This is a genomic window from Thermomonospora umbrina (genome assembly GCF_003386555.1).
Lineage (GTDB): Bacteria > Actinomycetota > Actinomycetes > Streptosporangiales > Streptosporangiaceae > Thermomonospora > Thermomonospora umbrina.
In genome coordinates, this window is sequence record NZ_QTTT01000001.1 from 2,126,227 (window position 1) to 2,152,084 (window position 25,858).

Annotated in this window: 23 protein-coding genes; 11 read left to right on the top strand and 12 right to left on the bottom strand. The window is 73.0% G+C overall.

Annotated elements, in window-relative coordinates:
• The first annotated feature begins 3 nt into the window (after positions 1–3).
• From DFJ69_RS09240 to DFJ69_RS09255, 4 genes are read left to right on the top strand one after another with little or no spacing between them, the layout of a single operon-like run.
• Entirely contained in the window at positions 4–1,293 is a 1,290-nt protein-coding gene (locus DFJ69_RS09240; RefSeq protein ID WP_116022092.1) for a hydroxyacid-oxoacid transhydrogenase, read from the top strand.
• Complete coding sequence (locus DFJ69_RS09245; protein ID WP_116022093.1) at positions 1,287–4,052, top strand: FAD-binding and (Fe-S)-binding domain-containing protein; 2,766 nt, start codon at positions 1,287–1,289, stop codon at positions 4,050–4,052. Before DFJ69_RS09240 ends, DFJ69_RS09245 begins: the two co-directional genes overlap by 7 nt.
• Positions 4,045–4,776 (top strand): GntR family transcriptional regulator, encoded by a 732-nt coding sequence (locus DFJ69_RS09250; protein ID WP_116022094.1) that lies wholly within the window; start codon positions 4,045–4,047, stop codon positions 4,774–4,776. The genes DFJ69_RS09245 and DFJ69_RS09250 overlap by 8 nt, the downstream gene beginning before the upstream one ends.
• 59 nt (positions 4,777–4,835) lie before the next feature.
• Positions 4,836–5,876, top strand: a complete 1,041-nt coding sequence (locus DFJ69_RS09255) for a hypothetical protein (protein WP_116022095.1) — start codon at positions 4,836–4,838, stop codon at positions 5,874–5,876.
• A gap of 4 nt (positions 5,877–5,880) precedes the next feature.
• Here DFJ69_RS09255 and rlmB read toward each other — a convergent pair whose 3' ends face one another.
• From rlmB to DFJ69_RS09275, 4 genes are all read right to left on the bottom strand, one after another.
• Complete coding sequence (rlmB, locus tag DFJ69_RS09260; protein ID WP_116022096.1) at positions 5,881–6,810, bottom strand: 23S rRNA (guanosine(2251)-2'-O)-methyltransferase RlmB; 930 nt, start codon at positions 6,808–6,810, stop codon at positions 5,881–5,883.
• A gap of 81 nt (positions 6,811–6,891) precedes the next feature.
• Entirely contained in the window at positions 6,892–8,289 is a 1,398-nt protein-coding gene (gene cysS, locus DFJ69_RS09265; RefSeq protein WP_116022097.1) for a cysteine--tRNA ligase, read from the bottom strand.
• A 42-nt stretch (positions 8,290–8,331) separates the two neighbouring features.
• Positions 8,332–9,117 carry a DUF6585 family protein gene (locus tag DFJ69_RS09270; protein ID WP_116022098.1) on the bottom strand — a complete coding sequence of 262 codons (786 nt, stop codon included), beginning with the start codon at positions 9,115–9,117 and terminating at the stop codon, positions 8,332–8,334.
• A 57-nt stretch (positions 9,118–9,174) separates the two neighbouring features.
• Positions 9,175–10,368, bottom strand: coding sequence for a homogentisate 1,2-dioxygenase (locus DFJ69_RS09275; RefSeq protein WP_116022099.1), 1,194 nt, complete (start codon positions 10,366–10,368; stop codon positions 9,175–9,177).
• Between the two features lie 133 nt (positions 10,369–10,501).
• On the opposite strand from DFJ69_RS09275, the gene DFJ69_RS09280 reads away from it, so the two are divergent.
• From DFJ69_RS09280 to fahA, 3 genes are read left to right on the top strand one after another with little or no spacing between them, the layout of a single operon-like run.
• Positions 10,502–11,860: a DUF2637 domain-containing protein gene (locus tag DFJ69_RS09280; protein WP_116022100.1), complete on the top strand. Its 1,359-nt coding sequence runs from the start codon at positions 10,502–10,504 to the stop codon at positions 11,858–11,860.
• Between the two features lie 58 nt (positions 11,861–11,918).
• Positions 11,919–12,785, top strand: coding sequence for a hypothetical protein (locus tag DFJ69_RS09285; RefSeq protein WP_116022101.1), 867 nt, complete (start codon positions 11,919–11,921; stop codon positions 12,783–12,785).
• Complete coding sequence (fahA, locus tag DFJ69_RS09290; RefSeq protein ID WP_116022102.1) at positions 12,782–14,002, top strand: fumarylacetoacetase; 1,221 nt, start codon at positions 12,782–12,784, stop codon at positions 14,000–14,002. Before DFJ69_RS09285 ends, fahA begins: the two co-directional genes overlap by 4 nt.
• A gap of 251 nt (positions 14,003–14,253) precedes the next feature.
• Here fahA and ispF read toward each other — a convergent pair whose 3' ends face one another.
• Both ispF and DFJ69_RS09300 read right to left on the bottom strand, forming a co-directional pair.
• A complete protein-coding gene (gene ispF / locus DFJ69_RS09295) occupies positions 14,254–14,718 on the bottom strand; it encodes a 2-C-methyl-D-erythritol 2,4-cyclodiphosphate synthase (protein ID WP_211328563.1) in 465 nt (154 codons plus the stop codon).
• A 21-nt stretch (positions 14,719–14,739) separates the two neighbouring features.
• Positions 14,740–15,222, bottom strand: a complete 483-nt coding sequence (locus tag DFJ69_RS09300) for a CarD family transcriptional regulator (protein ID WP_116022103.1) — start codon at positions 15,220–15,222, stop codon at positions 14,740–14,742.
• A 423-nt stretch (positions 15,223–15,645) separates the two neighbouring features.
• On the opposite strand from DFJ69_RS09300, the gene DFJ69_RS09305 reads away from it, so the two are divergent.
• Both DFJ69_RS09305 and DFJ69_RS09310 read left to right on the top strand, forming a co-directional pair.
• Positions 15,646–16,449 carry a hypothetical protein gene (locus tag DFJ69_RS09305; protein WP_116022104.1) on the top strand — a complete coding sequence of 268 codons (804 nt, stop codon included), beginning with the start codon at positions 15,646–15,648 and terminating at the stop codon, positions 16,447–16,449.
• 168 nt (positions 16,450–16,617) lie between these two features.
• Positions 16,618–17,553 carry a hypothetical protein gene (locus tag DFJ69_RS09310; protein ID WP_116022105.1) on the top strand — a complete coding sequence of 312 codons (936 nt, stop codon included), beginning with the start codon at positions 16,618–16,620 and terminating at the stop codon, positions 17,551–17,553.
• 89 nt (positions 17,554–17,642) lie between these two features.
• Here the strand turns inward: DFJ69_RS09310 and DFJ69_RS09315 are convergent, their stop codons facing one another.
• Together DFJ69_RS09315 and DFJ69_RS09320 are read right to left on the bottom strand one after the other, a co-directional pair.
• Positions 17,643–18,314 (bottom strand): winged helix-turn-helix domain-containing protein, encoded by a 672-nt coding sequence (locus tag DFJ69_RS09315; protein WP_484419708.1) that lies wholly within the window; start codon positions 18,312–18,314, stop codon positions 17,643–17,645.
• 5 nt (positions 18,315–18,319) lie between these two features.
• Positions 18,320–19,543: a sensor histidine kinase gene (locus tag DFJ69_RS09320; RefSeq protein WP_116022107.1), complete on the bottom strand. Its 1,224-nt coding sequence runs from the start codon at positions 19,541–19,543 to the stop codon at positions 18,320–18,322.
• 161 nt (positions 19,544–19,704) lie between these two features.
• Between DFJ69_RS09320 and phoU the strand changes: the two genes are divergently transcribed.
• On the top strand, positions 19,705–20,373 hold the full coding sequence (phoU, locus tag DFJ69_RS09325; RefSeq protein WP_116022108.1) for a phosphate signaling complex protein PhoU: 669 nt from the start codon (positions 19,705–19,707) through the stop codon (positions 20,371–20,373).
• 156 nt (positions 20,374–20,529) lie between these two features.
• Here the strand turns inward: phoU and DFJ69_RS09330 are convergent, their stop codons facing one another.
• From DFJ69_RS09330 to mshA, 3 genes are read right to left on the bottom strand one after another with little or no spacing between them, the layout of a single operon-like run.
• Entirely contained in the window at positions 20,530–21,375 is an 846-nt protein-coding gene (locus tag DFJ69_RS09330; RefSeq protein WP_245974194.1) for a phosphoglyceromutase, read from the bottom strand.
• Between the two features lie 9 nt (positions 21,376–21,384).
• On the bottom strand, positions 21,385–21,870 hold the full coding sequence (locus DFJ69_RS09335) for a type III secretion system chaperone family protein (RefSeq protein ID WP_116022109.1): 486 nt from the start codon (positions 21,868–21,870) through the stop codon (positions 21,385–21,387).
• Positions 21,867–23,201, bottom strand: a complete 1,335-nt coding sequence (mshA, locus tag DFJ69_RS09340; RefSeq protein ID WP_116022110.1) for a D-inositol-3-phosphate glycosyltransferase — start codon at positions 23,199–23,201, stop codon at positions 21,867–21,869. Before mshA ends, DFJ69_RS09335 begins: the two co-directional genes overlap by 4 nt.
• 97 nt (positions 23,202–23,298) lie before the next feature.
• Here mshA and DFJ69_RS09345 point away from each other — a divergent pair, with 97 nt between their 5' ends.
• Positions 23,299–24,060 (top strand): SDR family NAD(P)-dependent oxidoreductase, encoded by a 762-nt coding sequence (locus DFJ69_RS09345; protein ID WP_116022111.1) that lies wholly within the window; start codon positions 23,299–23,301, stop codon positions 24,058–24,060.
• Between the two features lie 845 nt (positions 24,061–24,905).
• On the opposite strand, the gene DFJ69_RS09350 is transcribed toward DFJ69_RS09345, so the two are convergent.
• The gene (locus DFJ69_RS09350; RefSeq protein WP_116022112.1) at positions 24,906–25,733 is read right to left on the bottom strand and encodes a class I SAM-dependent methyltransferase; all 828 of its coding nucleotides are present in this window, start codon (positions 25,731–25,733) and stop codon (positions 24,906–24,908) included.
• Positions 25,734–25,858: the final 125 nt, after the last annotated feature.

Below are 25,858 nucleotides of genomic sequence, written 5' to 3' on the forward strand. Positions count from 1 at the left end.
ACAGTGAGCCACACGAGCCCCGTCCGGCCGGAGACGATCTTCACCTACGGCTCCCCGGCGTTGAAGTTCGGCGCGGGCGCGTCCGAGGAGATCGGGTTCGACCTGTCCCGGCTCGGCGTGCGCCGGGTGCTGGTGGTCACGGACGCGGGGATGGCCGCCACCGGGCACCCCGCGCGGATGGCCGACCGGATGGCCGGGTACGGCATCACCGCCGAGGTCTACGACGGCGTCCGCGTCGAGCCCACCGACGAGAGCATGAACGCGGCGATCGAGCACGCCCGCGCGTCCGGCCCCTGGGACGCGTTCGTGGCCGTCGGCGGCGGCTCCACCATCGACACCGCCAAGGCCATGAACCTGCTCACCACCAACCCCGGCGGCCTGATGGATTACATCAACGCCCCGGTCGGCGCGGCCAAGGCCCCCGAGCACCCGCTCAAGCCGCTGGTCGCCGTCCCCACCACGACGGGCACCGGCGCGGAGAGCACCACCATCTGCGTCATGGACGTCCTGTCGCTCAAGGTCAAGACCGGCATCAGCCACGCGTGGCTGCGCCCCACGATGGCGGTGGTCGACCCCGAGCTGACGCTGAGCCAGCCGCCCGAGGTGACCGCGTCGGCGGGCATGGACATCCTGTGCCACGCGCTGGAGAGCTACACCGCCCGGCCGTACACGTCGTACGAGCGCAAGTCCCCCGAGCAGCGGGTGCCCTACTGCGGGTCCAACCCCATCGCGGACGTGTGGTCGGAGCAGGCGCTGCGGCTGCTGTCGCAGTCGTTCCGGGCCGCCGTGCGCGACCCCGACGACATCGTGGCTCGCACTGACATGGCGTTGGCGGCCACCATGGCGGGGCTGGGGTTCGGCAACGCCGGCGTCCACATCCCGCATGCCAACGCGTACCCGATCGCCGGGCGGGTGAAGGAGTTCCGCCCGGCGGGCTACCCGGACGGCGAGCCGATGGTGCCGCACGGCATGTCGGTGTCGCTGACCGCGCCCGAGGCGTTCCGGTTCACGTTCTCCGCGCAGCCCGACCGGCACGTGCGCGCCGCCGAGCTGCTCGCCCCGGGGCTCGATCGGCCGGACGACGCGGCGCGGTACCTGCCCGAGGCGCTGCTGGCCCTGATGCGCGACATCGACATCCCCAACGGCGTCGGCGGGGTGGGCTACACCGCGTCGGACGTGGACGGGCTGGTCGACGGGGCGATGAAGCAGCAGCGGCTGCTGACGACCGCGCCGAGGCCGGTGACCGAGGACGATCTCGAGCAGATCTTCACCCGCTCGCTCTCCCTATGGTGACACCCGAGGAGATCGCCGCAGCGCTCCGCAAAGCGGGTGTCGCTGAGGCGGACGTGTCGACCCGCCGTCGGGCCGAGTACTCGACGGACGCCTCGCTGTACCGGGTCGTGCCGAGCGTCGTGGTCTTCCCCCGGGCCTCCGACGAGGTGGCGGCGGCGCTGGAGGTGTGCCGCTCGCTGGGCGTTCCGCTGACGGCGCGCGGCGCGGGCACGTCGATCGCCGGGAACGCGGTGGGCGAGGGCGTGGTACTGGACTTCTCCCGGCACCTGCGCCAGATCCGCCACGTCGACGCCGAGAGCGCGACGGCCGAGGTCGAGCCGGGGGTCATCCTGGACGACCTGCAGCGCGCGGCGGCCCCGCACGGGCTGCGGTTCGGCCCCGACCCGTCCACGCACAGCCGCTGCACGATCGGCGGGATGATCGGCAACAACGCCTGCGGCTCCCGGGCCCTGGGCTTCGGCCGCACCAGCGACAACGTCGTCGCGCTCGACCTGCTGACCGGCACCGGCGAGCGGCTCACGACGTCGTCCGAGGGCTCCCCCACGCTGGCCGCGTTGGAAGAGGTCGTGCGGGGCGGTCTGGCCGTGATCCGCACGGAGCTGGGCCGGTTCGGGAGGCAGGTGTCGGGCTACTCGCTGGAACACCTGCTGCCCGAGCGGGGCTTCGACGTGGCGCGGGCGTTCGTGGGCAGCGAGGGCACGTGGGGGGTGCTGCTCGGCGCGACCGTCAAGCTCGTGCCGGTGCCCGTGGGCACGATCCTGGTGGTGCTCGGCTATCCCGACATGGCCTCCGCCGCCGACGCCGTCCCGCGCGTCCTGCTGTACGGCCCGATCGCCGCCGAGGGGCTGGACGCGCGCATCGTGGACGTGGTGCGGCGGCTGCGGGGCGACGCGGCGGTGCCCGCGTTGCCCCGGGGGGGCGGCTGGCTCTTCGTGGAGGTGGCCGAGGGGGACGTGGCCGCGCTGGTGGCGGACGCCGGCGCGCTCGGCCACCGGGTCGTCGCCGACCCCTCGGAGGCGTCGGCGTTGTGGCGCATCCGCGAGGACGGCGCGGGGCTGGCGTCGCGGTCGCGCGGGGGCCACATGTCCCACGCGGGCTGGGAGGACGCCGCCGTCCCACCGGAACGGCTCGGCGCGTACCTGCGCGACTTCGAGGCGCTGATGGCCGACCGGGCCCTGTCGGGCATCCCCTACGGGCACTTCGGCGACGGGTGCGTGCACGTCCGGATCGACTTCCCGCTGGATCGCTCCGGGGGGACGGGCGTCTTCCGCGACTTCCTGACGGATGCGGCCAAGCTGGTGGCCGAGTACGGGGGGTCGATGTCCGGGGAGCACGGCGACGGCCGGGCGCGGGGGGCGCTGCTGCCGTACATGTACTCACCGGAGGCGCTCGGGCTCTTCGAGCGGGTCAAGGCGGTGTTCGACCCCGACGACGTGCTCAACCCCGGTGTGGTCGTACGGCCCCGCCCGGTCGACGCCGACCTACGGGTGCCCGCCGCGCACCGATTGCAGCGCGGGCTGGCGTTCGCGTACGACGACGACGCGGGCGACTTCACGGCGGCCGTCCATCGGTGCACGGGGGTCGGGAAGTGCCGTGCGGACCTCACCGCTTCGGGTGGCGTCATGTGCCCGTCGTATCTGGCCACCAGGGACGAGAAGGACTCCACCCGGGGTCGCGCCCGTGTTCTCCAGGAGATGGCGAACGGGTCCCTGGTCAAGGGCTGGCGGTCGCCCGAGGTGCGCGAGGTGCTGGACCTGTGCCTGTCGTGCAAGGGCTGCTCGTCCGACTGCCCCACTGGTGTGGACATGGCGACCTATAAGGCGGAGACCCTCTACCAGGCGTACCGGCACAGGCTGAGGCCCATGTCGCACTACGTGCTGGGGGGCCTGCCGCGTTGGGCCCGGACGGCCTCTAGAGCGCCTTCGACGGTCAACCGTTTGATGTCGGGCCCCTTGGCCAGCTTGGGAAAGCGCGTGGCGGGGGTGGACTCGCGCCGGGGATTGCCCGCGTTCGCGCCTCGGACGTTCCGGCGCTGGTTCCGCGACCATCCGGTGGCCTCGGGGGATCCGCTGCTGTTGTGGGTGGACACGTTCACCGACCACTTCACCCCCCAGGTCGGTGTCGCGGCGGTACGCGTGCTGGAGGACGCGGGCTTTTCGGTGCGGATCCCGGAGCGGCGGCTGTGCTGCGGCCTCACCTACATCTCCACCGGACGGCTCGACACGGCCCGTCGGCTGCTGCGCCGTTCCGTGGACGCCCTCGCCCCGTTCGCGGAGGCGGGCACCCCGATCGTCGGCCTGGAGCCGTCCTGTACGGCGGTGTTCCGCTCCGACGCGCCCGACCTGCTCGGCCGCGCGGTGCCGGAGGTCCGCACGCTGGCGGAGCTGCTGTCGGAACGGCCGGGCTGGTCGCCGCCGCCGCTCGACGACGTCACCGCCGTCGCGCAGCCGCACTGTCACCAGCACGCCGTCATGGGGTGGAACGCCGACCGGGACCTGCTGGAGCGGGCGGGCGCGACGGTCGAGGCCGTCGGCGGCTGCTGCGGCCTGGCGGGCAACTTCGGGGCCGAGCGGGGCCACCACGAGATCAGCGTGGCCGTCGCCGAGAACGCGTTGCTGCCCGCCGTCCGCGCCGCCGGAGAGAACGCGACCGTCCTGGCCGACGGGTTCTCCTGCCGCACCCAGCTCGCGCAGCTCGCAGACCGAGGCGCCGTGCACCTCGCCGAACTGCTCGATCGGAAGGGGGACGGTCGTGCGTGAGATCGTCGGCGCGCACAACCTCAACAGGCAGGTCTCCGAGGCGCTCCGGGAGGCCATCCACACCGGGGAGCTGCGGCCCGGCGAGCTGTATTCGGTCAGCCGCCTGGCCGAGCGCATGGGCGTGTCCCGGACGCCGGTGCGGGAGGCGCTGCTCGGGCTGGTCGACACCGGGCTGGTCCGCGTCGAGCGCAATCGGGGCTTCCGTGTCGTCCGCCGTGATCCCCGCCACATCGCGGAGGTCTTCCACCTGCGGCTGTTGCTGGAGGTCCCGGCCACCCGGCTGGCCGCCCGGCATCCGGCCCCCGACCTCCTCGACGCACTGCGCGGCGAGCTGGCGGAGATGCGCCGCGCCGCCGACGACCGCGACGAGGCCCGCTTCATGCGCCATGATCGGGCCTTCCACGACCTGATCCTCGCCTCCGGCGGCAACGCCCTGCTGACCAGCACCGTCGCCGGCCTGCGCGACACCATCACCACCGTCGGGGCCTCCACCGTCGACCAGACCCGTTCGCTGACCGACATCGCCGCCGAGCACGCGCCCATCCTGGACGCCCTCGCGGCCGGCGACGAGACCGCCGCCGCGTCCGCGATGCGCCATCATGTCGCCCACACCGGGGAGTTGCTGCTGGCCCAGGCCGCCGCCGAGAACGACGCGCCGGTCTCCCCCGCCGACACGGCCTTGATCCGCGAGGGGCCGCATCAGGCCACGATCTTGCCGATATGACGATGGCCGGTATATAACGGGGTCATGAAGCGTGGAAGCTCGACCCTCGGGAGGCACCGTTGAGCACGCTCCAGCACCGCTACCGCAGGCTGCTCCGCTGGTACCCCGCCGACCACCGCCGCCACCACGGGGAGGAGATGCTCGGCGTCCTGCTCGCCTCGGCGAGCCCGGACCAGGAACGGCCGACCGCACGGGACCGGGCGGACCTGCTCTCCGGAGCCTTGAAGATCCGGGTCCGCCGGGGCCTGCACGCGGCCGGGCGGGGCTGGTCCGACGCGCTGGCCGTCGCCGGGTTGCTGGCGGCGCTCTTCCTCGCCGCCCAACAGATCGTGGGACTCACCTGGTACCTCAGCTTCAGCGACGTCGGGGTGTCGATCTCCCGGTTCCTGGGGAGCGACGTCGAGGTCGTCGGCGACGGAGAAGGGTCCGGGCTGCTCGGCGTCTTCCCCACCGACGCCGCGAGTCTGATCGGCTACCTGCTCACCGTCATCGCCCTCGCCGTCGCGGTCTGCGCCGTGCGGGGGGCCCGACGTCCTGCGGCGCTGCTCGCGTGGCTGTACGCGGCGGGAACCCTGGCCGTCGCCCTGGCGCCCCCGACGGTCGGCGAGCCCACCGCGCCGCTTCTCGAGATCGTCGTCTCCAGCCTGCTGCTCCCCGTGCTCCTCGCGGGTCTCACGTTCGGCCCGGGCCCCCGCCGGGGCCGGGAGCTGCTCGGCACCCGCCGGACGATCGTCGTGGGCGTCACCCTGACGGCGGCGCTGTTCATCGACTCCCAGGTCCTGGACCTGTTCGCCGCGGTCCCGGCCGGGGTGGTGGTGGCGCCCGCCGCCTTCGCCGTCCTCGCGGGCCTGGCGATGGCCCGCCCGCTCGGCCGGCGCGCCGCCCTCCTGATGGCGCTGCCCACCTCCCTCGGCGTCGAACTGCTGCAGCCGCTCGTGGAGACGGCCGACGGCGGCTACACGACAAGCCTGGCGGGGCCCCCCACGACCGTCGGATTCATCATGGGGGGCGAATATTTCGCGGCCGTGTCGACCGTCCTGGCCTTCCTGGTCGCGATCCTGTGGGCGGTCGCCCGGCGCAGGCGGGCCACCGCCCGGTAAGGGCTCAGGAGGCGCGGCGGCGGGCGATCTCGTACAACGCGATCCCCGTCGCCACGCCCGCGTTGAGGGACTCGGCGTGGCCCGGCATCGGAATGGTGGCGAGCATGTCGCAGGTCTCCGACACCAGCCGGCCCAGGCCCTTGCCCTCGGAGCCGACGACCAGCACGAACGGGCCCGAGGCGAGTTCCAGATCGGCGACGGTGACGCCGCCCCGGGCGTCCAGGCCGGCCACGAAACAGCCCGCCTCCTGGTACGACTTGAGCTGCCGGGCCAGGTTGGTGCACTGCGCGACCGGCACGCCGGCGAGGGTGCCCGCCGACGCCTTCCAGGTGCCCGCCGTGACGCCGGCGGCCCGACGCTCGGGAACGACCACGCCACCGGCCCCGAACGCCGCCGCCGAACGCACGATCGCCCCCAGGTTGCGCGGGTCGGTGATGCCGTCCGCCGCGACGATCAGCGGGGTCGCGCCGCGCCGCAGCAGATCGTCGGGGTGCGCGTACCGATAGGGGCGGACCTGCAGGGCGATGCCCTGGTGGACGGCCCCGTCGGTGAGGCGGTCCAGCTCGGCCTTGCCCGCCTGCAGCAGCGGGATGTTGCGGTCGCCCGCGATCTTGATGGCCTCGCGGATCCGGTCGTCGGCCTCCGACATCACGTACAGCGCGCTGCCCGGCACCGCCGCCCGCAGCGCCTCGACCACCGGGTTGCGACCCATGACCAGCTCGGGGGCCTCCGCACCGCCCGCCCGCCGCGCGCCCGCCGGCCGACCGGAGGAACGGGTCGTCGTCGAGGCGGCCGTCTTGGACCGGGGCCCGGTCGTCGGGGTGCCCGTCCGCTCCGACGCCTTGGCGGCGCGGGCGTCCTGGCGGAAGCCGTGCCAGTGCCGGTCCTTGGCCTTGGGGGTGTGGCTGGGGCCCTTCTTGCGACGCTTGGACATGGGTGGTTCCTCCGTAATCCCCTGGGATGCCGGGGCAGCGAAGAATGGCCCCCTTACCGAACGTTCTATTCTAGGAGCATCTCAGCCGCGCTTGAGCTCCCAGCGTGGGCCGTGGGGGGTGTCCTCGACCACGATCCCCGCGGCGGTGAGGCCGTCGCGGATCTCGTCGGCGGCGGCGTAGTCCTTGCGGGCGCGGGCCGCCTGGCGCTGCTCGAGGGCCACCTTGACCAGGGCGTCCACCACGGAGTGCAGGTCGCCCTCGCCCTCGGCCGTCCACGGCTCGGCCAGCGGGTCGAGCCCGAGCACGGCCGTCATCGCCCGGACCTCCGCCAGCCGGACCCGCGCCGTCGCATCGTCGCCGGAGGCCAGGGCGCTGTTGCCGTCCCGCACGGTCTCGTGGACCACCGCCAGCGCCTGCGGCACACCGAGGTCGTCGTCCATCGCGGCCGTGAACGCCTCCGGCAGCGCCACGTCGGCGGGGCCGGGCCCGAACTGCTCGGCGGCGCGGACGACGAACCCCTCGATCCGCTGGTAGGCGGCGACCGCCTCCCCCAGCGCGTGATCGGTGTAGTCCATCAACGACCGGTAGTGCGCCGAGGCGAGGTAGTAGCGCACCTCCGCCGGGCGGGCCCGTTCGAGCAGGTCGGTCAGCAGCACCACGTTGCCGATGGACTTGCTCATCTTGACGCCGTCCACGGTCAGCAGCCCGTTGTGCAGCCAGTGGCGGGCGAACGGGTCGCCGGCCGCCTGCGACTGGGCGATCTCGTTCTCGTGGTGCGGGAAGATCAGGTCGACGCCGCCGCCGTGGATGTCGAACTCGGCGCCCAGGTACTTGGACGCCATCGCCGAGCACTCCAGGTGCCAACCCGGACGCCCGTCGCCCCACGGCGTCTCCCAGCTCGGCTCGCCGGGCTTGGCGCCCTTCCACAGCGCGAAGTCGCGGGGGTCGCGCTTGGCGTCCTCGTTGGGGGTGTCCAGAGCGGGCCGCATGTTCTCCAGCCGCTGGTTGGACAGCGCCCCGTACCGGTCGGCCCACGACTTCACATCGAAGTACACGTCGCCGGCGGCCGTGTAGGCGTGCCCCGCCTCGATCAGCCGCCGCATCAGGACGATCATCTCCGGCACGTGCCCGGTGGCGCGCGGCTCGATGGTCGGCGGCAGGCAGCCCAGCAGGTCATAGCCCCGCGCGAAGACCCGCTGGTTGCCCTCGGCCACCGCGAACCACGGGATCCCGCAGTCGGCCGACACCGTGAGGATCTTGTCGTCGATGTCGGTGACGTTGCGCACGAAGACCACCTCGTGGCCCGTGCGCAGCAGCCAGCGCAGCAGCAGGTCGTAGATGACGCCCGACCGCAGATGTCCGATGTGGGGGGATGCCTGCGGGGTGGCGCCGCACACGTACATCCCGACCCGGCCCTCTTCCAGGGGCTCGAAGGTGCGGACGGTACGGGTGCCGGTGTCGTAGAGGCGCAGGCTCACGCCGTCAAGGGTATTGGATCGTCGGACGCCCCCGCCGGATCATTACCGCGCCGGGCGACGCGGCGACCCCGCCGGGGCCTCGCGCACGCGGCGGCACAGCACGGCGAAGGCCACCGCGTTCGGCACCTCGCCCGCCGTCGCCGACAGGGTGCCGGACCCGTCCCGCCGTCGCACGTACACCAGGCCGTTGCCCGACCCCGCGTCGCCGACCGACTCCCACGGCACCCGCCGGCCGTCCTTCTCCACCCCTTCCCCGCTGACGATGAACGGGCCGAACCGCAGCGCGCGGCCCTCCTCGATCGCGGCCAGATAGGCGGGCAGCACCCGACGGGTGATCTCAGAGACCAGCACGTCGCCGAGCTCGCGCACCCCGGGCAACTCGTCGCCGACCTCGAACCCGCCCCCGCCCGCCGCCGTGACGGCGAACCGCCACCGGGTCGGCCGGCCCGGCTTGGGCTGCACGCCGGTCACGGTGACGCCGGTCAACTCCTCCCAGCGGTACGGCGTCGTTCCCTCGCGGGACACCCGGACCAGGCCCGACGCGAACAGGTACACCGCCGACCCCCGGCCCCGCAGCGCGCCGCCGCGCACCGTCCAGCCCAGGCCGCCCAGGTAGCCCACCGCCAGCGGGACCGCCGCGACGCCCACCCAGCGCGGCCCGTACACCAGGTGGTACAGCGCGGCGAAGACGAGCAGCAGACCCGGCGGGCCCAGCAGCACCAGCCAGGTCACCGCCCGCCGGTACGCCGGCCGGGCGTCGAACCCCCTGACCGGCCGGCCGAGCCGCCGCCGCTCCGCCGGATCGAGCACCTGCCGAGGGAACGCCACGTCTAGCCGACTACCCCGCTATGCCCCGACAAAATCAGCCATAGATCGACAAAAGTGTCACCGTCCGGCGGATTTCGCCCAGCTCCAGGCGTATTCGGGGTCCTCGCACCGGGTCGCCGCCGGGCCCAGCGACAGCGGCCGGAACGTGTCGACCATGACGGCCGTCTCGGTGGTGACCGTGCGCCCGTTGCGGACCGCCTCGATCGACGCCTCCACCGCACCGGGGGCCGGGCCATGCGTGAAGCCCGCCGGATGCAGCGAGATCGAGCCGACCCCGATGCCCGAGCCCTGACGGGCCGTGTAGTCGCCGCCCACGTAGAACATGAACTCGTCGGAGTCCACGTTGTGGTGGTTGTACGGGATCGGCACGGCCTCGTCGTGGAAGTCCAAGGGACGCGGACAGAACGAGCACACCACGAAGTTGGGGCCCTCGAACGTCTGGTGCACCGGCGGCGGAGCGTGCGTGCGCTTCACGATCGGCTCGAAGTCGGCGATGTTGAACGCGTACGGATAGAGGCAACCGTCCCAGCCGACCACGTCGAACGGGTGATGCAGGTACGTCAGCCTGCTCAACCCGGCCCGGGTCCGCACCACCACCGGCACCTCGTCGCCCTCGGCCTGCAGCGGCTCCGACGGGGCGCGCAGGTCCCGTTCGCAGTAGGGCGCGTGCTCCAGGAACTGGCCGTACTGCGACAGGTACCGACGCGGCGGGCGGATGTGCCCGCGCGCCTCGATCACCAGCACCCGGAACGTCTCGCCACCCGTGGCCACCCAGCGGTGGATGGTGCCGGTCGGGATCACCACGTAGTCGCCCTCGGCCACGTCCAGCGCCCCGTACGTGGACTCGAAACGCGCCGCGCCGGTCTGCACGTACACGACCTCGTCGCCCACGGAATCGCGGTACAGCCCACTCGGCCCATCGGCGGGGTCGACGGCGACGTACGAGATCCGCACGTCGTCGTTACCGACCAGCACCTGCCGCCCCAGCACCAGGTCTCCGCCCACCGGAAGGTCCTGCGTGCGGTAGGCGCGAGGGCGCAGGGGGTGGTTCGCCGTCAGGGCACCGTCGGCCTCCGTCACCCCCTCGCTCTTGATGATCGCCGTGGGGGCGTGCCGGTGATAGAGCAGGGAGGAGTCGGACGAGAAGCCCTCCTCGCCCATCAGCTCCTCGGCGTACAGGCCGCCGTCCGGCCGCCGGAACTGCACGTGACGTTTGCGCGGTACGTCACCCACCACCCGGTAATAGGGCATCGTCGCCTCCTACCCAGGGACACCTTTGTCTCCGCCCACGGTACGTCTGCGTGCGTGTCGCGGTCACCACCGCCTTGCGCCCCAGCAAGATAGGGGGTAGCGACCGTTGGCCCGCCCCCGAGATGAGTCCCCTATGGCCCCCGATGACAGCAGCGCGGCACCGTCCGTCGACGGCGCCGGTCCCCATGCCGGTCCCCAGGCCGACCACCATGCCGATCACGAGGCCGGCCCGCCCCCGCGTCGCCCCACCCGGACGCAGCGCCGACTGATGGCCGTGTCCGCCGGGCTCGGGGTGGCCGTACTGGCAGGTGGCACGTTCGTGCTCACCTACGACGACCTCCGCGAGCTGGCGCTGGCCGGCGGCACCGCCGAGCACTGGGCGCCCGCCTACCCCGTCATGCTGGACGCGCTCATCACGGTGACCATCGTGTCCCTGATCGCCGCGCGGCACGCCCGCTGGTGGTCGCGCTGGCTGCGGTGGGCGCTGCTGCTCGTGGTGGTGGCGGGCGCGGCGGCGGCCAGCGTGCAGCGGGCGGTCGAGGGGTACGAGCCGCTGCCCGACGAGCAGCTCAAGGCGGGGGTCGCGATCGCCCCGTACGTCACGCTGGTGCTCTCGGTCTGGCTGTGGCTGGCCATGTTCCGGCAGCTCCAGCGGGTTCCGGCGGGGGGCGCGACCCCGGTGCCGCCGCCTCGGGCCGCGCTGGAGGACCGGCCCGCCCCGCCGCCGGAGGCCGCCGAGGCGCCTCCGCTCGCGCTGCCGGTGGGCGGCGCGGAGGAGCCCTGGCTGTTCGACGACGACGAGTTCGACGCGTCGGGCCCGGTGGAGTCGTCGGAGCCCGGGGTGGTCGTCATCGTCTCCCCGCCGCCGGAAGTGCGCCCCGAGCCGATCGCCGCCCAGGAGTCCTCACCGACCCGGCATCCCCTCCCCGAGCCGATGGTCGACCTCCCCACCGCGAAGCCGCGCCCCGAGCAGATCGCCGACCTCGACGAGCCCTCGGAGCCCTGGGAGCCGGTCGCCGACGTCCCGGAGCCCTTCGCCGAGCCGCTGAACGACTTCCACGAGGCGCCGCTGGACGCCCTGCCCGAGCCGGTCGGCGAGGGGGACGTGGACGACGACCCGACCCCTCCCGGCGCGTACCCGACGCTGCTGCCCACCGATGTGGAGCTGGTGCGCGGCCGGGCCCGCCCGGAGGTCCGGCCCGCCGCGACCACCAGGCCCGACCTCGTCATGCCGGACGGCCTCCTGCTCGGCGACCAGCCGCTGGACGAGGACGAGCACGACGAGCCCGCCGCCGTCGTGGACCGCGCCGAGGACCCGGACGTGGGCGACGACGCGCCCCCCGGCCCCCGGCTCCGCCACCTGCGCAGGTCCCCGTCCGACGGCCCGGTGCCGTTCCTGGACGATCTCCTGGCCGACGGCGACCCGGGCGACTCGGCGCTGCCGCCCCCGTCCGGCAGCCTCCGCAGCTCGCCGCTCCCGCCGCAGGAGTGACCACGACCGGGCCGGGCCGCCACGTGCCGGCGGCCCCCCGCGCGGGTAGGCCCCGAGGGTGGGATTCCTCTTCGCCAGGATCGTGGACGACGCCGCGCTGTTCCCGCCCGCCCGCGAGTCACTGGAGACGGCCCTCCCGGCCCACCGCGCGGCGGCGGGGCATCCGGTGCTGGGCCGGTTCCTGTGCCCGGCCTCGAAGCTGGACGAGCTGCGCCGGCATCTGCTCCCCGAGGACCTGATCGACCTGGGGATCATCGCCGACACCGGTCTCGACGACCTCGGGCGGGCCGTCGACACCGCCCGGCGGGAGCCCCGCGTCCGGCTGCGCTCGATCGAGCTGGCCCCGGACCCGGACGCCGACCAGGCCCGGGCCACCGCCGTGACGATCGCCCGCCTGCCCGCCGGGCTGCCCTGCCACATCGAGGTCCGTCCGCGTCCCGGCTGGCGGGAGACCCTCGACCGGCTGGCCGCCGCACGCGGTCACCGCACGCCGCTGGGCGCCAAGCTCCGCACCGGAGGGCGCGAGGGTCCGCCGGGGGGCGAGTACGGCCCGTCCCCGGCCGAGGTCGCCGCGTTCATCGCCGCCTGCGCCGAACGCGACCTGCCGTTCAAGTGCACGGCCGGGCTGCACCACGCCGTCCGGCACGTCGACGACGACACCGGCCTGACCCACCACGGCTTCCTCAACGTCCTGCTGGCGGCGTGCCGGGCGCGGTCCCGGCCCGACGGCGCCGATCCGGCCGAGTTGGCCGACGTCCTGGCGAGCACCGACGCGGCGGCGCTGGCCGACGAGGCCGCCCACGTGTCGGAGGCCGTCGGGCGGGCCGCGCGCGAGCTGTTCGTCGCCTTCGGCTCCTGCGACGTCCGGACTCCCCGGACGGACCTGATCGAACTCGGATTCTCCGGGGAAGATGGTGATCCATGACCGACGTACCCTGGGTTCCGGTACCCGACGGCAGCGGCTTCGGCATCGAGCACCTGCCGTACGGGGTGTTCTCCCGGCCCGGCGAGCTGCCCCGGGTCGGCGTGGCCATCGGCGACGCGGTCCTGGATCTGGCCGGACTGACCGAGACGGGGCTGCTCGACGACCGCCGCTGGTTCGCCTCCGGCTCGCTGAACGGCTTCATGGCCGCCGGGCGGGCCGCCTGGCGGGCCAACCGGGCCCGGATCACCGAGTTGCTGACCGACGCCGCCCACCGCGAACGCGTCGAGCCGCACCTGATCCCGCTGACCGAGGTGGAGCAGCACCGGCCCATCGAGGTGGCCGACTACGTGGACTTCTACTCCTCGCTCCACCACGCCTCCAACGTCGGCCGGATCTTCCGCCCCGACTCCGAGCACCCCGTGCTGCCCAACTGGCGCCGCCTCCCCGTCGCCTACCACGGCCGCGCGGGAACGGTGTACGTCTCGGGCACCCCGATCCTGCGTCCCGCCGGCCAGCGCCGCGAGGGCCCCGCCGCCGAGCCGACCCACGGCCCGTCCCTCCGCCTCGACCTGGAGGCCGAGGTCGGCTTCGTCGCGGGCGTCCCGTCCGCCGCCGGCCGCCCCCTGCCCCCCGACGCCTTCCGCGACCACGTCTTCGGCTTCCTCCTGGTGAACGACTGGAGCGCCCGCGACCTCCAGGCCTGGGAGTACCAACCGCTGGGCCCGTTCCTGAGCAAGTCCTTCGCCACGTCGATCGCCGCCTGGGTCACCCCCGTCGCCGCCCTGGAGGCCGCCCGCGTCCCCCCGCCGGCCCAAGACCCGGAGCCCCTCCCCTACCTCCGCTGCGATGAACCGTGGGCCCTCGACCTCACCCTCGAGATCGAGCTGAACGGCCACGTCATCGCCCGCCCCCCGTTCTCCTCCATGTACTGGACCCCACCCCAACAACTGGCCCACGCCACCGTCGCCGGGGCCCCCCTCCGCACCGGCGACCTCTTCGCCTCCGGCACCGTCTCAGGCCCCGACCCCGCACAACGCGGCTGCCTCCTCGAACTCACCTGGAACGGCGAAGACCCCCTGCACCTCGCCGACGGCACCCACCGCACCTTCCTCGAGGACGGCGACACCATCACCCTCCGAGCCCAGGCCCCCACCGCCACCGGCAACCACCTCACCCTCGGCGAAGTCACCGGCACCATCCACCCCACCCCACCCTGACCCCGCCCGGGCTCATCACCCAACGCCCGGACAACCCACCACACTGTCGGCCCTCCACGACGGCACGCCCGGCCGTTGTCGGCAGGTCTACTGCGCACACCCCACGCAACAGTCGCCCGCGCCTGTTCCGCCGTTCTCGGTGGGGCGCCTGCGGTCGTCGTGGGCGTTCCGCCGAGGGCTCACCGCACGGCGGGGTTCGGTGTGGCAGCGCGAAAACCCCCTGCACGGGGTGCAGGGGGTGGGGAGGGGTGTCAGGTGGGGAGGATGAGGGCGGTGGCGATGGCGGCGAGGCCCTCGCCTCGGCCGGTGAGGCCCAGGCCGTCGGTGGTGGTGGCCGAGAGGGAGACGGGGGCTCCGTGGAGGGCCTCGGAGAGGGTCTTCTCGGCTTCGGGGCGGCGGCGGCCGATCTTGGGGCGGTTGCCGATGACCTGGACGGCCAGGTTGCCGACGGTGAAGCCGTGCTCGGTGAGGAGGCGGGAGACCTCGCGCAGGAGGTCGGTGCCGGACGCGCCGCGCCAGCGAGGGTCGGCGGTGCCGAAGACCGCGCCGAGGTCGCCGAGGCCGGCGGCCGACAGGAGGGCGTCGCAGGCCGCGTGGGCGGCGACGTCGCCATCGGAGTGGCCGGTGAGGCCGTCGCCCTCATCGGGCCAGAGAAGACCGGCCACCCACAGGGGGCGGCCCGTACCGAACGGGTGGACGTCGGTCCCGACGCCCACCCGAGGAATCAGCGCGTTCACTCAGCCGGTGAGGACCTCGTCGAGGAGGGCCTCGGCCTTGTCCTCGTTGGTCTTCTCCGCCAGAGCGAGCTCGCTGACCAGGATCTGACGGGCCTTGGCGAGCATCCGCTTCTCGCCCGCCGACAGGCCGCGCTCCTTGTCACGGCGCCACAGATCGCGCACCACCTCGGCGACCTTGTTGACGTCGCCGGAGGCGAGCTTCTCCAGATTGGCCTTGTAGCGTCGCGACCAGTTGGTCGGCTCTTCGGTGTACGGCGCGCGCAGCACCTCGAACACCTTCTCCAGACCCTCCTGGCCCACGACGTCGCGAACGCCAACGTCCTCGACATTCTCGACAGGCACCTGTACTGTCAGGTCGCCCTTGTCGACCTTCAAGACCAGGTAGGTCTTTTCCTCACCTTTGATGGTGCGAGTCTCGATGGCTTCGATCCGAGCAGCCCCATGGTGGGGGTAGACGACGGTGTCGCCGACCGTGAAAGTCATGTGACAAGTACCCCTTCCGCTATGACCAGGATAGCACGCGCCCGACGGTGACTGCATCGACCTTCCGGACAAATCCGCAGGTCAACCCCCTTATTGGGGTCTTGACAAAGGCCGTGAAAGGTGCCCTGGAGGCGATTTTCGACACCGGCGGGCCCTCGGCGGCCCGGCCGGGGAGGGCCTCGCGACGGGGTGTCGTCCGGCGGCGGCGTGAAGCCGGGACGCCCGGGGAGACTCCTTCCCGACCGAGGATCCGGGCCCGAATCCCCCGCGAATCCACCGAGGTTGACGGCCCCCGACGGGTGCCCACCCGGGGCCCCGGAGCCCATACTGGAAGTGAGCCCGCCGGCGCCGGGGGACGCCGGTCAGGGCAGGGCTGCGGGAGGTCCCGACCCGGGCTCGGCGGCGCGGAAGGCGAGGTGCGGCGTGAGGCCAGACGGCGATCCCGGACGCGACGACTACGGCCTGCCCCCGGTGGACGTGGTCATCCCCGACGACGCGCGCGAGCTGGAACGCGATCTGCTCGCCTACCGCCGGGAGGAGCGCCGTCGCCGCCGGAGGGAACGGCTGCACCGCCGGCTGCGGCCGGTTCTGCGCCCCATGGAGCGGTTCGGGATCGCGGTGCCGCTCATCGCCGGGGCCCTGCTGATCGCGTTGCTGAGCGCCACCCTGCTGACCGTGCTGGGGCCGCGCCCCACGCCGAGGGCGACCGTGGGCCCGGTCGCCGGCGATCCGCCCGCCCGCTCCGGCGAGGTCGGCGGGTGGCTGCCGCCGGGCACCGTCACCGTGGTCGCCGGAACGGGCCGCCGCAAGACGACGACGACGGATCTGCGCTCCGGGGTGATCGGGATCGTGCCGCCCGGCTGCGAGTGCGGACCGGCGGTGGCGGCGCTGGCGAGGGCCGCCCGGAGCCACATGGTCCACTTCTGGCTGGTCGCCGACCGGCGGCGGACCACCGCTCCCGCGCAGGAGTCCCTCAAGGAGCTGCGGGCGCTGGCCGGGCGGTCCCATGACGGCAGGCCCGGACTGGTCGAGGACCCCGGGCAGGTGCTCGCCGACGCCTATGGTCCCCCCGCCTCCGTGCAGGGCGCCGCGAAGCCCGCGCTGACGGCCGTTCTCGTGCACACCGACGGGGTGGTGGCGTCGGTCGTCCACGACCCGAGGCCCGGCACCGCGCTGACGAACGAGATCGGCGGGCTGAAGACCCACGGCGTCCGCACGCCCGGCTGACCGGCGCGGGGCGGGGCGGGCCGCCCACGTGCAACGGCACCCCGCCGGGGAACCCTAGGCTTGTCCTCGCTAGTCTTCCTCTGGCGAGCCACGCGCCTCGATCGGCCCTGTCCCGGGCGCCGGGCTTCGCCTCAGTACCCTTCGTTCTTTTGCGAGGAGATCGCCGCTGTGATCCGCAACAGCCGCCGGATGTTCGCGCTCACCGTCGCGGGCGCCGTCGCCTTCGCGCCGGTGATGTCCGCGTGCGGGGCCGGGCACACGCCGCAGACGGCCATGCCGACCCAGCTCACCGAGGGTGTGAACGCCTCGGTGCCGCAGGGCGCGAAGGTGTCCCAGATCGACATCCGCAACCTGTTCGTGCTCGGCCCGGCGCCGGGCACGACGGCGACACCCGGGTCCTCCGTACCGCTGTACGGCACGTTGATCAACCAGGTGCAGGGGCGCCCGGACCGGCTCGTGGGAGTGTCCTCCCCCGCGTTCGGCGCGGCCGAACTGGCCGGCGGCGCCATCGCGCTGCCGGCGGCCAGGCCCGGTGCCGGCGGCCTGGCGGTGGCCCTCGAGGCGCAGCCCGCGGTGGCCCGGCCGGGTGCCGCGCAGACCCCCGAGGGCGGGCACGGCCCGGGAGCCGGCGAGACCCCCGAGGCGGGGCAGACGCCCGAGGCCGGGCAGACCCCCGAGGCGGGCCAGACGCCCGAGGATGGGCGGGCCCCCGAGGGCGCGGAGAGCCCCGAGGCCGGAGAGACCCCGGAGGCCGGGCAGACGCCCGAGGCCGGGGAGAGCCCCCGGGGCGGGCAGGCCCCCGCGCCGCAGGCGAGCGGGCCGAAGCCGCCGGTGACGTTGAAGGGTCTGACCGCGCCGCTGATCGGCGGGGAGACCCTCCGGTTGACCCTGCAGTTCGAGAAGGCCGGTTCGATCACCCTGCTGGTGCCGGTGGTGCCGCTGCAGGGCGAGTACGCCGCGTACGCGCCCGTTCCGGGGCAGACGCCCGCCGGCCGGCCGCAGCAGGCGGAGACGCAGACGCCCGGGGCGGGCCACGGCCCGACGCCGGGCGGGCACGAGACACCACTGCCGACGCCGACCGCGCCGAGCGCCTCGCCGCACTGACCCACGACGACCCACGAGGGCCGAACGTTCGAAGGGCCGGTCACCGCCTGGCGGTGACCGGCCCTTCGCGTTGTCGGGACGAGGGCGGATCAGGGCTCGAACTTGTAGCCCAGCCCCCGGACGGTCACGATGTAGCGCGGCGCCGACGGAGAGGGCTCGATCTTGGCCCGCAGCCGCTTGATGTGGACGTCGAGGGTCTTGGTGTCGCCCACGTAGTCGGCACCCCACACGCGGTCGATGAGCTGCATCCGGGTCAGCACGCGCCCGGCGTTGCGCAGCAGCACCTCCAGGAGCTCGAACTCCTTGAGCGGAAGCTGGACGTGCTCGCCGCCCACGCTCACCACGTGCCGTTCCACGTCCATCCGGACGGGGCCGGCCTCCAGGGTGGCGGGGGCGGGCTCCTCCGCGTCCCCCTGCCGCCGCAGCACCGCCCGCATGCGGGCGATCAGCTCGCGGGTGGAGAACGGCTTGGTCACGTAGTCGTCGGCGCCCAGCTCGAGCCCGACGACCTTGTCGACCTCGCTGTCCTTGGCGGTGAGCATGATCACTGGAACGTTCGAACGGGCGCGCAGCTCACGGCAGACCTCGGTGCCGGGCAGCCCCGGCAGCATGAGGTCCAGCAGCACCAGATCGGCTCCGTTGCGCTCGAAGATCTCCAGCGCGTCGGGGCCGGTGGCCGCCACCGCGACCTCGAAGCCCTCTTTGCGGAGGTTGTACGACAGTGCGTCGCTGAACGACTCCTCGTCTTCCACGACGAGCACACGGGTCACGGTTGCGCCTCCCGGGCGTTGTCCATCGCAGGCCCCTGGGGGTTCCGCGAGGCTGATCGGGACTGGGGGGATGAAGGGTTGTCGCCGCGCAGGAGCGGCAGACGCAGCGTGAAGGTCGAGCCGGAGCCCTCCTTGCTCCAGACGGTGACCTCGCCGCCGTGCTTGGTGGTGACGTGCTTCACGATGGCCAGGCCGAGGCCGGTGCCACCGGTCTGCCGGGAACGGGCCGGGTCCACCCGGTAGAACCGCTCGAAGATCCGTTCCAGATCGGCCGCCGGGATGCCGATGCCCTGGTCGGTCACCGTGATCTCGACGTGGTCGGGATCGGGCAGGTGGGTGGCGACCGCGACGCGGGTGTGGTCGGGGCTGTAGGCGACGGCGTTGTCGATCAGGTTGCGCAGCGCGGTGGTGAGCAGCTCCTCGTCGCCGCGGACCTTGAGGCCGGTGCCGCCCGCCGTGGCCAGCTCGATGTCCTTGGCGTCCGCCTTGATCTGGCAGCGGTCCAAAGACTCGGCGATCATCTCGTCCAGGGCGACCGTCCGCAGCTCGGCCAGCGGCTCGTCGCCCTGGACGCGGGACAGGGTCATCAGGTCCTGCACCAGGTTGCCCAGCCGTACCGCCTCGTGCTGCATGCGGCCGGAGAAGCGGCGCACGGCCTCGGGGTCGTCGGCGGCGTTCTCGACGGTCTCGGCCAGCAGGGACAGGGCGCCCACGGGGGTCTTGAGCTCGTGACTGACGTTGGCGACGAAGTCGCGGCGGATGGCCTCCACCCGGCGCATCTCGGTGAGGTCCTCGGCGAGGACCAGCACCAGGCCGTGGGTGCCCAGCGGGGCCACCCTGACGGCGAACCACCGCCCCTCGGCGCGGGCCCGGCTGCGGGAGGGGCGGACCTGGATCTCGGTCTCGCGGATCTCGCCGTCCCGACGCACCAGCCGGGACATCGCCAGCAGCTCGTCCACGACCAGCCGTTCGCCGCTGACCACGCCGAACGCGCGGGCGGCGGAACTGGCGCGCAGGACCCGGTCCTCGGCGTCCAGGACCACGGCGGACGAGCGCAGCACGCTCAGCACCGAGGCCACGCCCGGGGGCAGCGCGGTGCCCGCCGCCGGCGGCCTCTCGACCCGCTGGGCGCGTTCGCTCACGCGGACCGCCAGCCCGGTGGCCAGCCCTATCGCCAGCCCCGCGAGACCGGTCAGGCCTGCGACAATCTCCACCTCCACACCACGGATCGTAGGTGGCGTGCCGGGGCACGATGCACCAGGGTGGCGCTCCGGATCGTCACGTTCGCCCAAAGTTCACCTCTTCATTCGGCCTCATTCATGGGGGTCGGCGATTCTGTGCGCTGGACCATTCCGCCTTACGCACCAGCAGGGGCTCCACATTGCGCGACTTGTACCACGAGGAACTCGACGGCATCTCCGACAAGCTCGTCGAGATGACGCGGCTGGTCCGCTCGGCCATGGCGCGGGCGGTGACCGCCCTCCTGGACGCCGACCTGCGGCTGTCGGAGGAGGTGATCGGCGCCGACGAGCAGGTCAACAAGATCGACGCGGAGATCGAGGAGACCGTCTTCGACCTGATGGCCCGGCAGCAGCCGGTGGCCGGCGACCTGCGAATCCTGATCACCTCGCTGCGGATGAGCGGTGACCTGGAGCGGATGGGCGACCTGGCGGTGCACATCGCCAAGACCGCGCGCCGCCGCCACCCCGAGTCGGCGGTGCCGCCCGTGCTGTCGGCCACCGTCCTGGAGATGGGCCAGATCGCCGAACGGATGATCGCCAAGGCGGGCAGCGTGATCGCGTCCAAGGACGTGGAGATGGGCCTGGAGCTCGACGCCGACGACGACGCGATGGACCGACTGCACCGGAAGCTGTTCGACATCCTGCTGTCGCCGAAGTGGAAGCACGGGGTCGAGCCGGCCGTGGACATCACGCTGGCCGGCCGGTACTTCGAACGCTTCGCCGACCACGCCGTCCACGTCGCCGAGAACGTGGTCTACCTGGTCACCGGCCAGCGCCCGGAGGAGATCAACGATCTGAACGACCTGTGACCGTCGACGGAGAAGGCCGCCGCCCCTCGGGGACGGCGGCCTTCTCCGCGTCAGCGGGTCACTTCTTCTTGGGGCGCCTCACGGCCAGGCCATCGGCCGGGGGTGCCGCCTACGGGCCGCCGACCCGAGGGGGCGGCGGCCTTCCACGTCAGCGGGTCACTTCTTCTTGGGGGCCTTGCGGCCGAGGCGCTTGGCCGGGGGTGCGGCCTTGGGGGCCGACTTCGGGGCGCCCGCGGGCTTGGCGGCGGCGCCTCGGGAGCCGGCGCCCTGGTTCTTCACGGCCTCGATGGCCTTCTTGGCGGCCTCCGGGTCGAGGTAGGCGCCGCCGCGCTTGAGCGGCGCGAAGTCGTCGTCGAGCTCGTACACCAGCGGGATGCCGGTGGGGATGTTGAGTTCGGCGATCTCCTCGTCGGAGATGTCGTCCAGGTGCTTGACCAGGGCCCGCAGGGAGTTGCCGTGGGCGGCGACCAGCACGGTGCGTCCCGCGGCCAGGTCCGGCACGATCGCGTCGTACCAGTAGGGCAGCATCCGGTCGACGACGTCGGCCAGGCACTCGGTGCGCGGGATCAGCTCCGACGGCAGGGCCGCGTACTTCAGGTCGTTGACCTGGGACAGCGGGTCCTTGTCGTCGATCGGCGGGGGCGGGGTGTCGTACGAGCGACGCCAGACCTTGAACTGGTCCTCGCCGTACTCGGCACGGGTCTGCGCCTTGTTCTTGCCCTGGAGCGCGCCGTAGTGACGCTCGTTGAGCCGCCAGGACCGGCGGACCGGGATCCACAGCAGGTCGGCCACGTCCAGGGCGATGTTGGCGGTGCGGATCGCGCGCTTCAACATCGACGTGTGCACGACGTCGGGGGTGATGTCGGCGTCCAGCAGCAGGTCACCGCCGTTGGTCGCCTCCCCTTCGCCCTTGGCGGACAGGTCGACGTCCACCCAGCCGGTGAACAGTCCCTCCGCGTTCCACACGCTTTCCCCATGCCGGAGCAAAACCAAGGTCGCCATGGCCCAAGGCTACCGGGAGGGGTCGGCGAACTTCGCGAAGGCCCGGAGGTTGGCGAGGCTCTCGCCGCGCTTGACCCGCCAGGCCCATTCCCGCTGAATGGAGGACTTGAAGCCCAGCTCGAGGGCCTTGTCGAAGTTCTCGTCGGAGTAGGTGAGCACGCAGCCGAGCAGCCGGTCGATCTCCTCCGGGGACACCGACGCGAGCGCCACCCGGCCCACCAGGTAGACGTCGCCGGTGCCGTCGAGGGTGAACGACATCCCGTACATCCGGCCGTTCTTCTCCAGCAGCCACCGGTAGAACTCGGTGTGGTTCTCGTCGGGCTGCCGACAGAAGAACGCCTCGACGTGCAGGCTGTGGGTGCCGACGATCAGCCAGGTCATGGTCGCCAGCTTGTGCTCGCCCGGCAGCCTGACGAAGAAGGCGCCCTCGCGGGGCCGCTCGTACTGCAGTTCGGCGTCGTCGAGCGTCCGCTCGATGATCTCGGCGGGGGTCATCGGGGGGCTCCGGCGGTGCGGGTGTCGTCGCGTACGGATCTCACTGGGTCCATCGCCCCGGTATACACCCCCAGGAGTCGGTCGACGGTGGCGTCCCAGCCCAGCGTCTGCGCGTGGCGGACGGCGGCCCGCGCCAACCGGTCGCGGAGCCGGGGCTCGGCGCCGAGCCTGGTCAGCACGGCGGCGTAGTCGGCCGGGTCGTGACCGTCGATGAGGACGCCGGTCTCACCGTCGCGGACGGCGGTGCGCAGCCCGCCCACGGCGGCGGCGACCACGGGCGTGCCGCACGCCTGCGCCTCGGCGGCGACCAGCCCGAACGACTCGTTGTGGGAGGGGACGACGGTGACGTCGGCGGCCCGGTACCACTCGGCCAGCTCCGTCTGCGGGGCCGGCGGCTCGAACCGGACGAGATCCGCGATGCCCAACTCGGTGGCGAGCTTCTGGAGCTGCTCGGGACGGGCGCGGGCGCTGCCGCTGGGACCGCCCACCACGGCGACGACCAGCCTGCCGCGCAGGCGGGGATCGTCCTCGACCATGCGGGCGGCGGCGCGCAGCAGCACGTCGGGGGCCTTGAGCGGCTGGATGCGTCCCACGAACAGCAGGACGTACGCGTCGCGCGGCAGCCCGAGGCGACGGCGCGCGGAGTCGGCCCCATGGCCCAGCAGCGCGATGCGGGGGCGGAACATCGTCAGATCCACACCCGGGGTGACGGTGGCGACCTGCTCGGGACGCGCCCCGTACAGGTCGACGAGTTGGCGGGCCTCTTCGGCGGTGTTGGCGACGAGCCGGTCGGCGGCCTCGACGACCTGCTCCTCGCCGAGCACCCGGGCGGCCGGCTCGGGACTGTCGCCTTGCGCGAGCGCGGCGTTCTTGACCTTGGCCATGGTGTGCATGGTGTGCACCAGCGGTACGCCCCAGCGCCGCTTGGCGGCCAGCCCGACCTGCCCGGACAGCCAGTAGTGGGTGTGGACGAGGTCGTAGTGACCGGGGTCGTGCGCGGCCTCGGCGCGGAGCACTCCGGAGGTGAAGTCGCACAGCTCGGCGGTCAGCTCCATCTTGTCGAGCTCCTCGAACGGCCCGGAGACGACGTGCCGCACCAGGACGCCCGGCGCCAGCTCCGCCACCGGGGGCAGCTCGCGGGAGGTGGCCCGGGTGAAGACGTCGACCTCGACACCGCGCGCCGCCAAGCGTTTGGCGATCTCCACGATGTAGACGTTCATGCCCCCCGCGTCGCCCGTGCCCGGCTGATCGAGCGGCGACGTGTGCACACTGATCGTCGCGATCCGGCCGAAGGAGCCGACCGGGGCTTTCGGGACACTTCGGCGCGCCACGGACACCACCTCCGTTGGGAGAACCTACCGACCGGAGGGTGTGTTCCCACCCATCCCCTGCCGCGAGCGCTCCGAGGGCACCCGGAACAATGGAGGTGTGCGTAAAACGGCGGTAGTGACTGGAGCGAGCAGCGGCATCGGGGCGGCCACGGCCCGACGACTGGCGGCCGAGGGTTTCCACGTGGTGCTGGCGGCGCGGCGGCGGGACCGCCTCGACACGCTGGCGAAGGAGATCGCCGAGGGGGTCCCCGGCGCGGGCCGGGTCGTGCCCGTGACCTTGGACGTGACCTCGCAGGAATCGGTGGACGCGCTGGCGGCCGGGCTGTCCGGCTGCCACGTGCTGGTGAACAACGCGGGCGGCGCGCTGGGCCTCGAGGCGGTCGCCGAGGCCGACCCGGACGACTGGCGGGCGATGTACGACACCAACGTGCTGGGTCTGCTGCGGGTCACCCAGGCCCTGCTCCCGATGATGGTCGAGAGCGGCGCCGGGCATGTGGTGAACATCACGTCACTGGCGGGTCACGTGGCGTACGAGGGCGGCGGCGGCTACAACGCGGCCAAGCACGCGGCGGTGGCGGTCAACGAGGTGCTGCGACTGGAACTGGTCGACCGGCCGGTGCGGGTCACCGAGGTCGCGCCCGGGCTGGTCCACACCGAGGAGTTCAGCCTGGTCCGCTTCCGCGGCGACGCGGAACGCGCGGCCAAGCCGTACGAGGGCGTCCCGGAACCCCTGGTGGCCGACGACGTGGCGGACTGCGTCGCCTGGGCGGTCACCCGCCCGGCCCACGTGAACATCGACCGCATCGACGTCCAACCCCAAGCCCAAGCCGCCCCCCACAAAGTCCACCGGCGCGTCTAAATGTGGGGGGGCGACCCCCCACGCCCCCCGCGCCCGGTCTTGAGATCTTCAGGCGGACGGCCCTCCGCTTGCGCTCCGGGCCGCCCGCCTGAAGGACCGGGCAAAACCCCCGCCGGGTTGCCGTTCGAACCTGGTGGTCGCCGTTCAGACGCGGTGGTCGCCCTTCGAACGTGGTGGTCACCGTTCAGACGTGGCGGTCGCCGTTCGAACGTGGTGGTCACCGTTCAGACGTGGTGGTTGCCGTTCGAACGTGGTGGTCACCGTTCAGACGTGGTGGTTGCCGTTCGAACGTGGTGGTCACCGTTCAGACGTGGCGGTTGCCGTTCGAACGTGGTGGTCGCCGTTCAGACGTGGCGGTTGCCGTTCGAACGTGGTGGTCACCGTTCAGACGTGGCGGTTGCCCTTCGAACGTGGTGGTCACCGTTCAGACGTAGCGGTCGCCGTTCGAACGTGGTGGTCACCGTTCAGACGTAGCGGTTGCCCTTCGAACGTGCTGGTCGCCCTTCGAACGTGGGTGGTCGGCCTCCGCGCGCGACGGTCGTCCTTCGAGTGGGCGGGTCGCCGTTCGAGTGGGCGGGTCGCCGTTCGGACGCGGTGGTCGCCCTTCGAACGTGGGTGGTCGGCCTCCGCGCGCGACGGTCGCCCTTCGAGGGTGCGGATCGCCGTTCGGGCGGGGTGGTCGCTGTTCGGACGTGGTGGTTGCCCTTCGAACGTGGTGGTTGCCCTTCGAACGTGGGTGGTGGGCCTCCGCGCGCGACGGTCGCCCTTTGAGTGGGCGGGTCGCCGTTCGGGTGGGGTGGGTTCTCGAGGTGCCTCGTGTCCGGTCGGGGTCGGCGTTCCCGGTGTCAGGCGACCGTCGACCAGGGCAGGGTGACCTCGCCGAGGCGCCAGCGGGATCGGCCGCCCAGAGGGGGGCGGGCGATCACGGGGTGGGTGCGGGACAGGCGGGTCACGGCCTCGATCCAGCGGGCGCGGGGGCCGAACACGGACTGGGGGGCGGCCGCGGCCCAGCAGCGGTCGAACTCGGTGAGCAGGGCGTGTACGGGCTCGCCCGGGACGTTGCGGTGGATGAGGGTCTTCGGGAGTCGTTCGGCCAGGTCGGAGGGGCGGGGCAGGGACGGCAGGTGGGCGGCGAAGGTGATGGTGCGGGGGCCCTCGGGGCCGAGGGTGACCCAGACGGCGCGGCGGCCGGTCTCGCTGCAGGTGCCCTCGACCAGGACGCCTTCGGGGGCCAGGCGTGAGCGGAGGTCGTCCCAGGCCGCCCAGGCCGCGGCCTCGTCGTACTGGCGGAGGACGTTGAAGGCCCTGATGAGGGCCGGCGGCCGGTCCACCGGGAGTTCGAAGCCGCCGCGACGGAACGACAGGTCCGCATAGGAGCCGGTCGGGGCCACGGCGGCGAGGAAGTCCCGCCCGGCCCGGACCCGTTCGGGCTCGATCTCGATGCCGACGACCTGGAGACGGGGCGCGACGACGCGCAGCCGCGAGTACAGCTCGACGGTGGTGACCGGGGACGCGCCGTACCCGAGGTCGACGGCCAGGGGGCGGGCGGCGGTCCGCAGGGCGCGGGTCTGGGTGACGGCGATCCACAGGTCCACGCGGCGGAGGCGGTTGGGCGCGGTGGTGCCGCGCGTGACCTCCCCGACCGGTCCCCGTCCCGTCCTTCGCGCCGTCACGTGGACGATTCTGCCCGTTCCAGGGATACCGAATGCGATTCTGATTGGGCTACGGTGATCGCGCGGACGGCGACGCCGGGGGCGGCGCGACCGGCCGTCGACACGGAAGCGAACCGGAGGACACC

Excerpts from the sequence above, each read along its gene's own strand:
- DFJ69_RS09330 (WP_245974194.1), bottom strand. The coding sequence starts at position 21,375 with ATGGCGACCTTGGTTTTGCTCCGGCATGGGGAAAGCGTGTGGAACGCG.
- rlmB (WP_116022096.1), bottom strand. The coding sequence starts at position 6,810 with ATGTCCAAGCGTCGCAAGAAGGGCCCCAGCCACACCCCCAAGGCCAAG.
- DFJ69_RS09335 (WP_116022109.1), bottom strand. The coding sequence starts at position 21,870 with ATGACCCCCGCCGAGATCATCGAGCGGACGCTCGACGACGCCGAACTG.
- DFJ69_RS09245 (WP_116022093.1), top strand. The coding sequence starts at position 1,287 with ATGGTGACACCCGAGGAGATCGCCGCAGCGCTCCGCAAAGCGGGTGTC.
- DFJ69_RS09275 (WP_116022099.1), bottom strand. The coding sequence starts at position 10,368 with ATGCCCTATTACCGGGTGGTGGGTGACGTACCGCGCAAACGTCACGTG.
- DFJ69_RS09300 (WP_116022103.1), bottom strand. The coding sequence starts at position 15,222 with ATGACTTTCACGGTCGGCGACACCGTCGTCTACCCCCACCATGGGGCT.
- DFJ69_RS09280 (WP_116022100.1), top strand. The coding sequence starts at position 10,502 with ATGGCCCCCGATGACAGCAGCGCGGCACCGTCCGTCGACGGCGCCGGT.
- fahA (WP_116022102.1), top strand. The coding sequence starts at position 12,782 with ATGACCGACGTACCCTGGGTTCCGGTACCCGACGGCAGCGGCTTCGGC.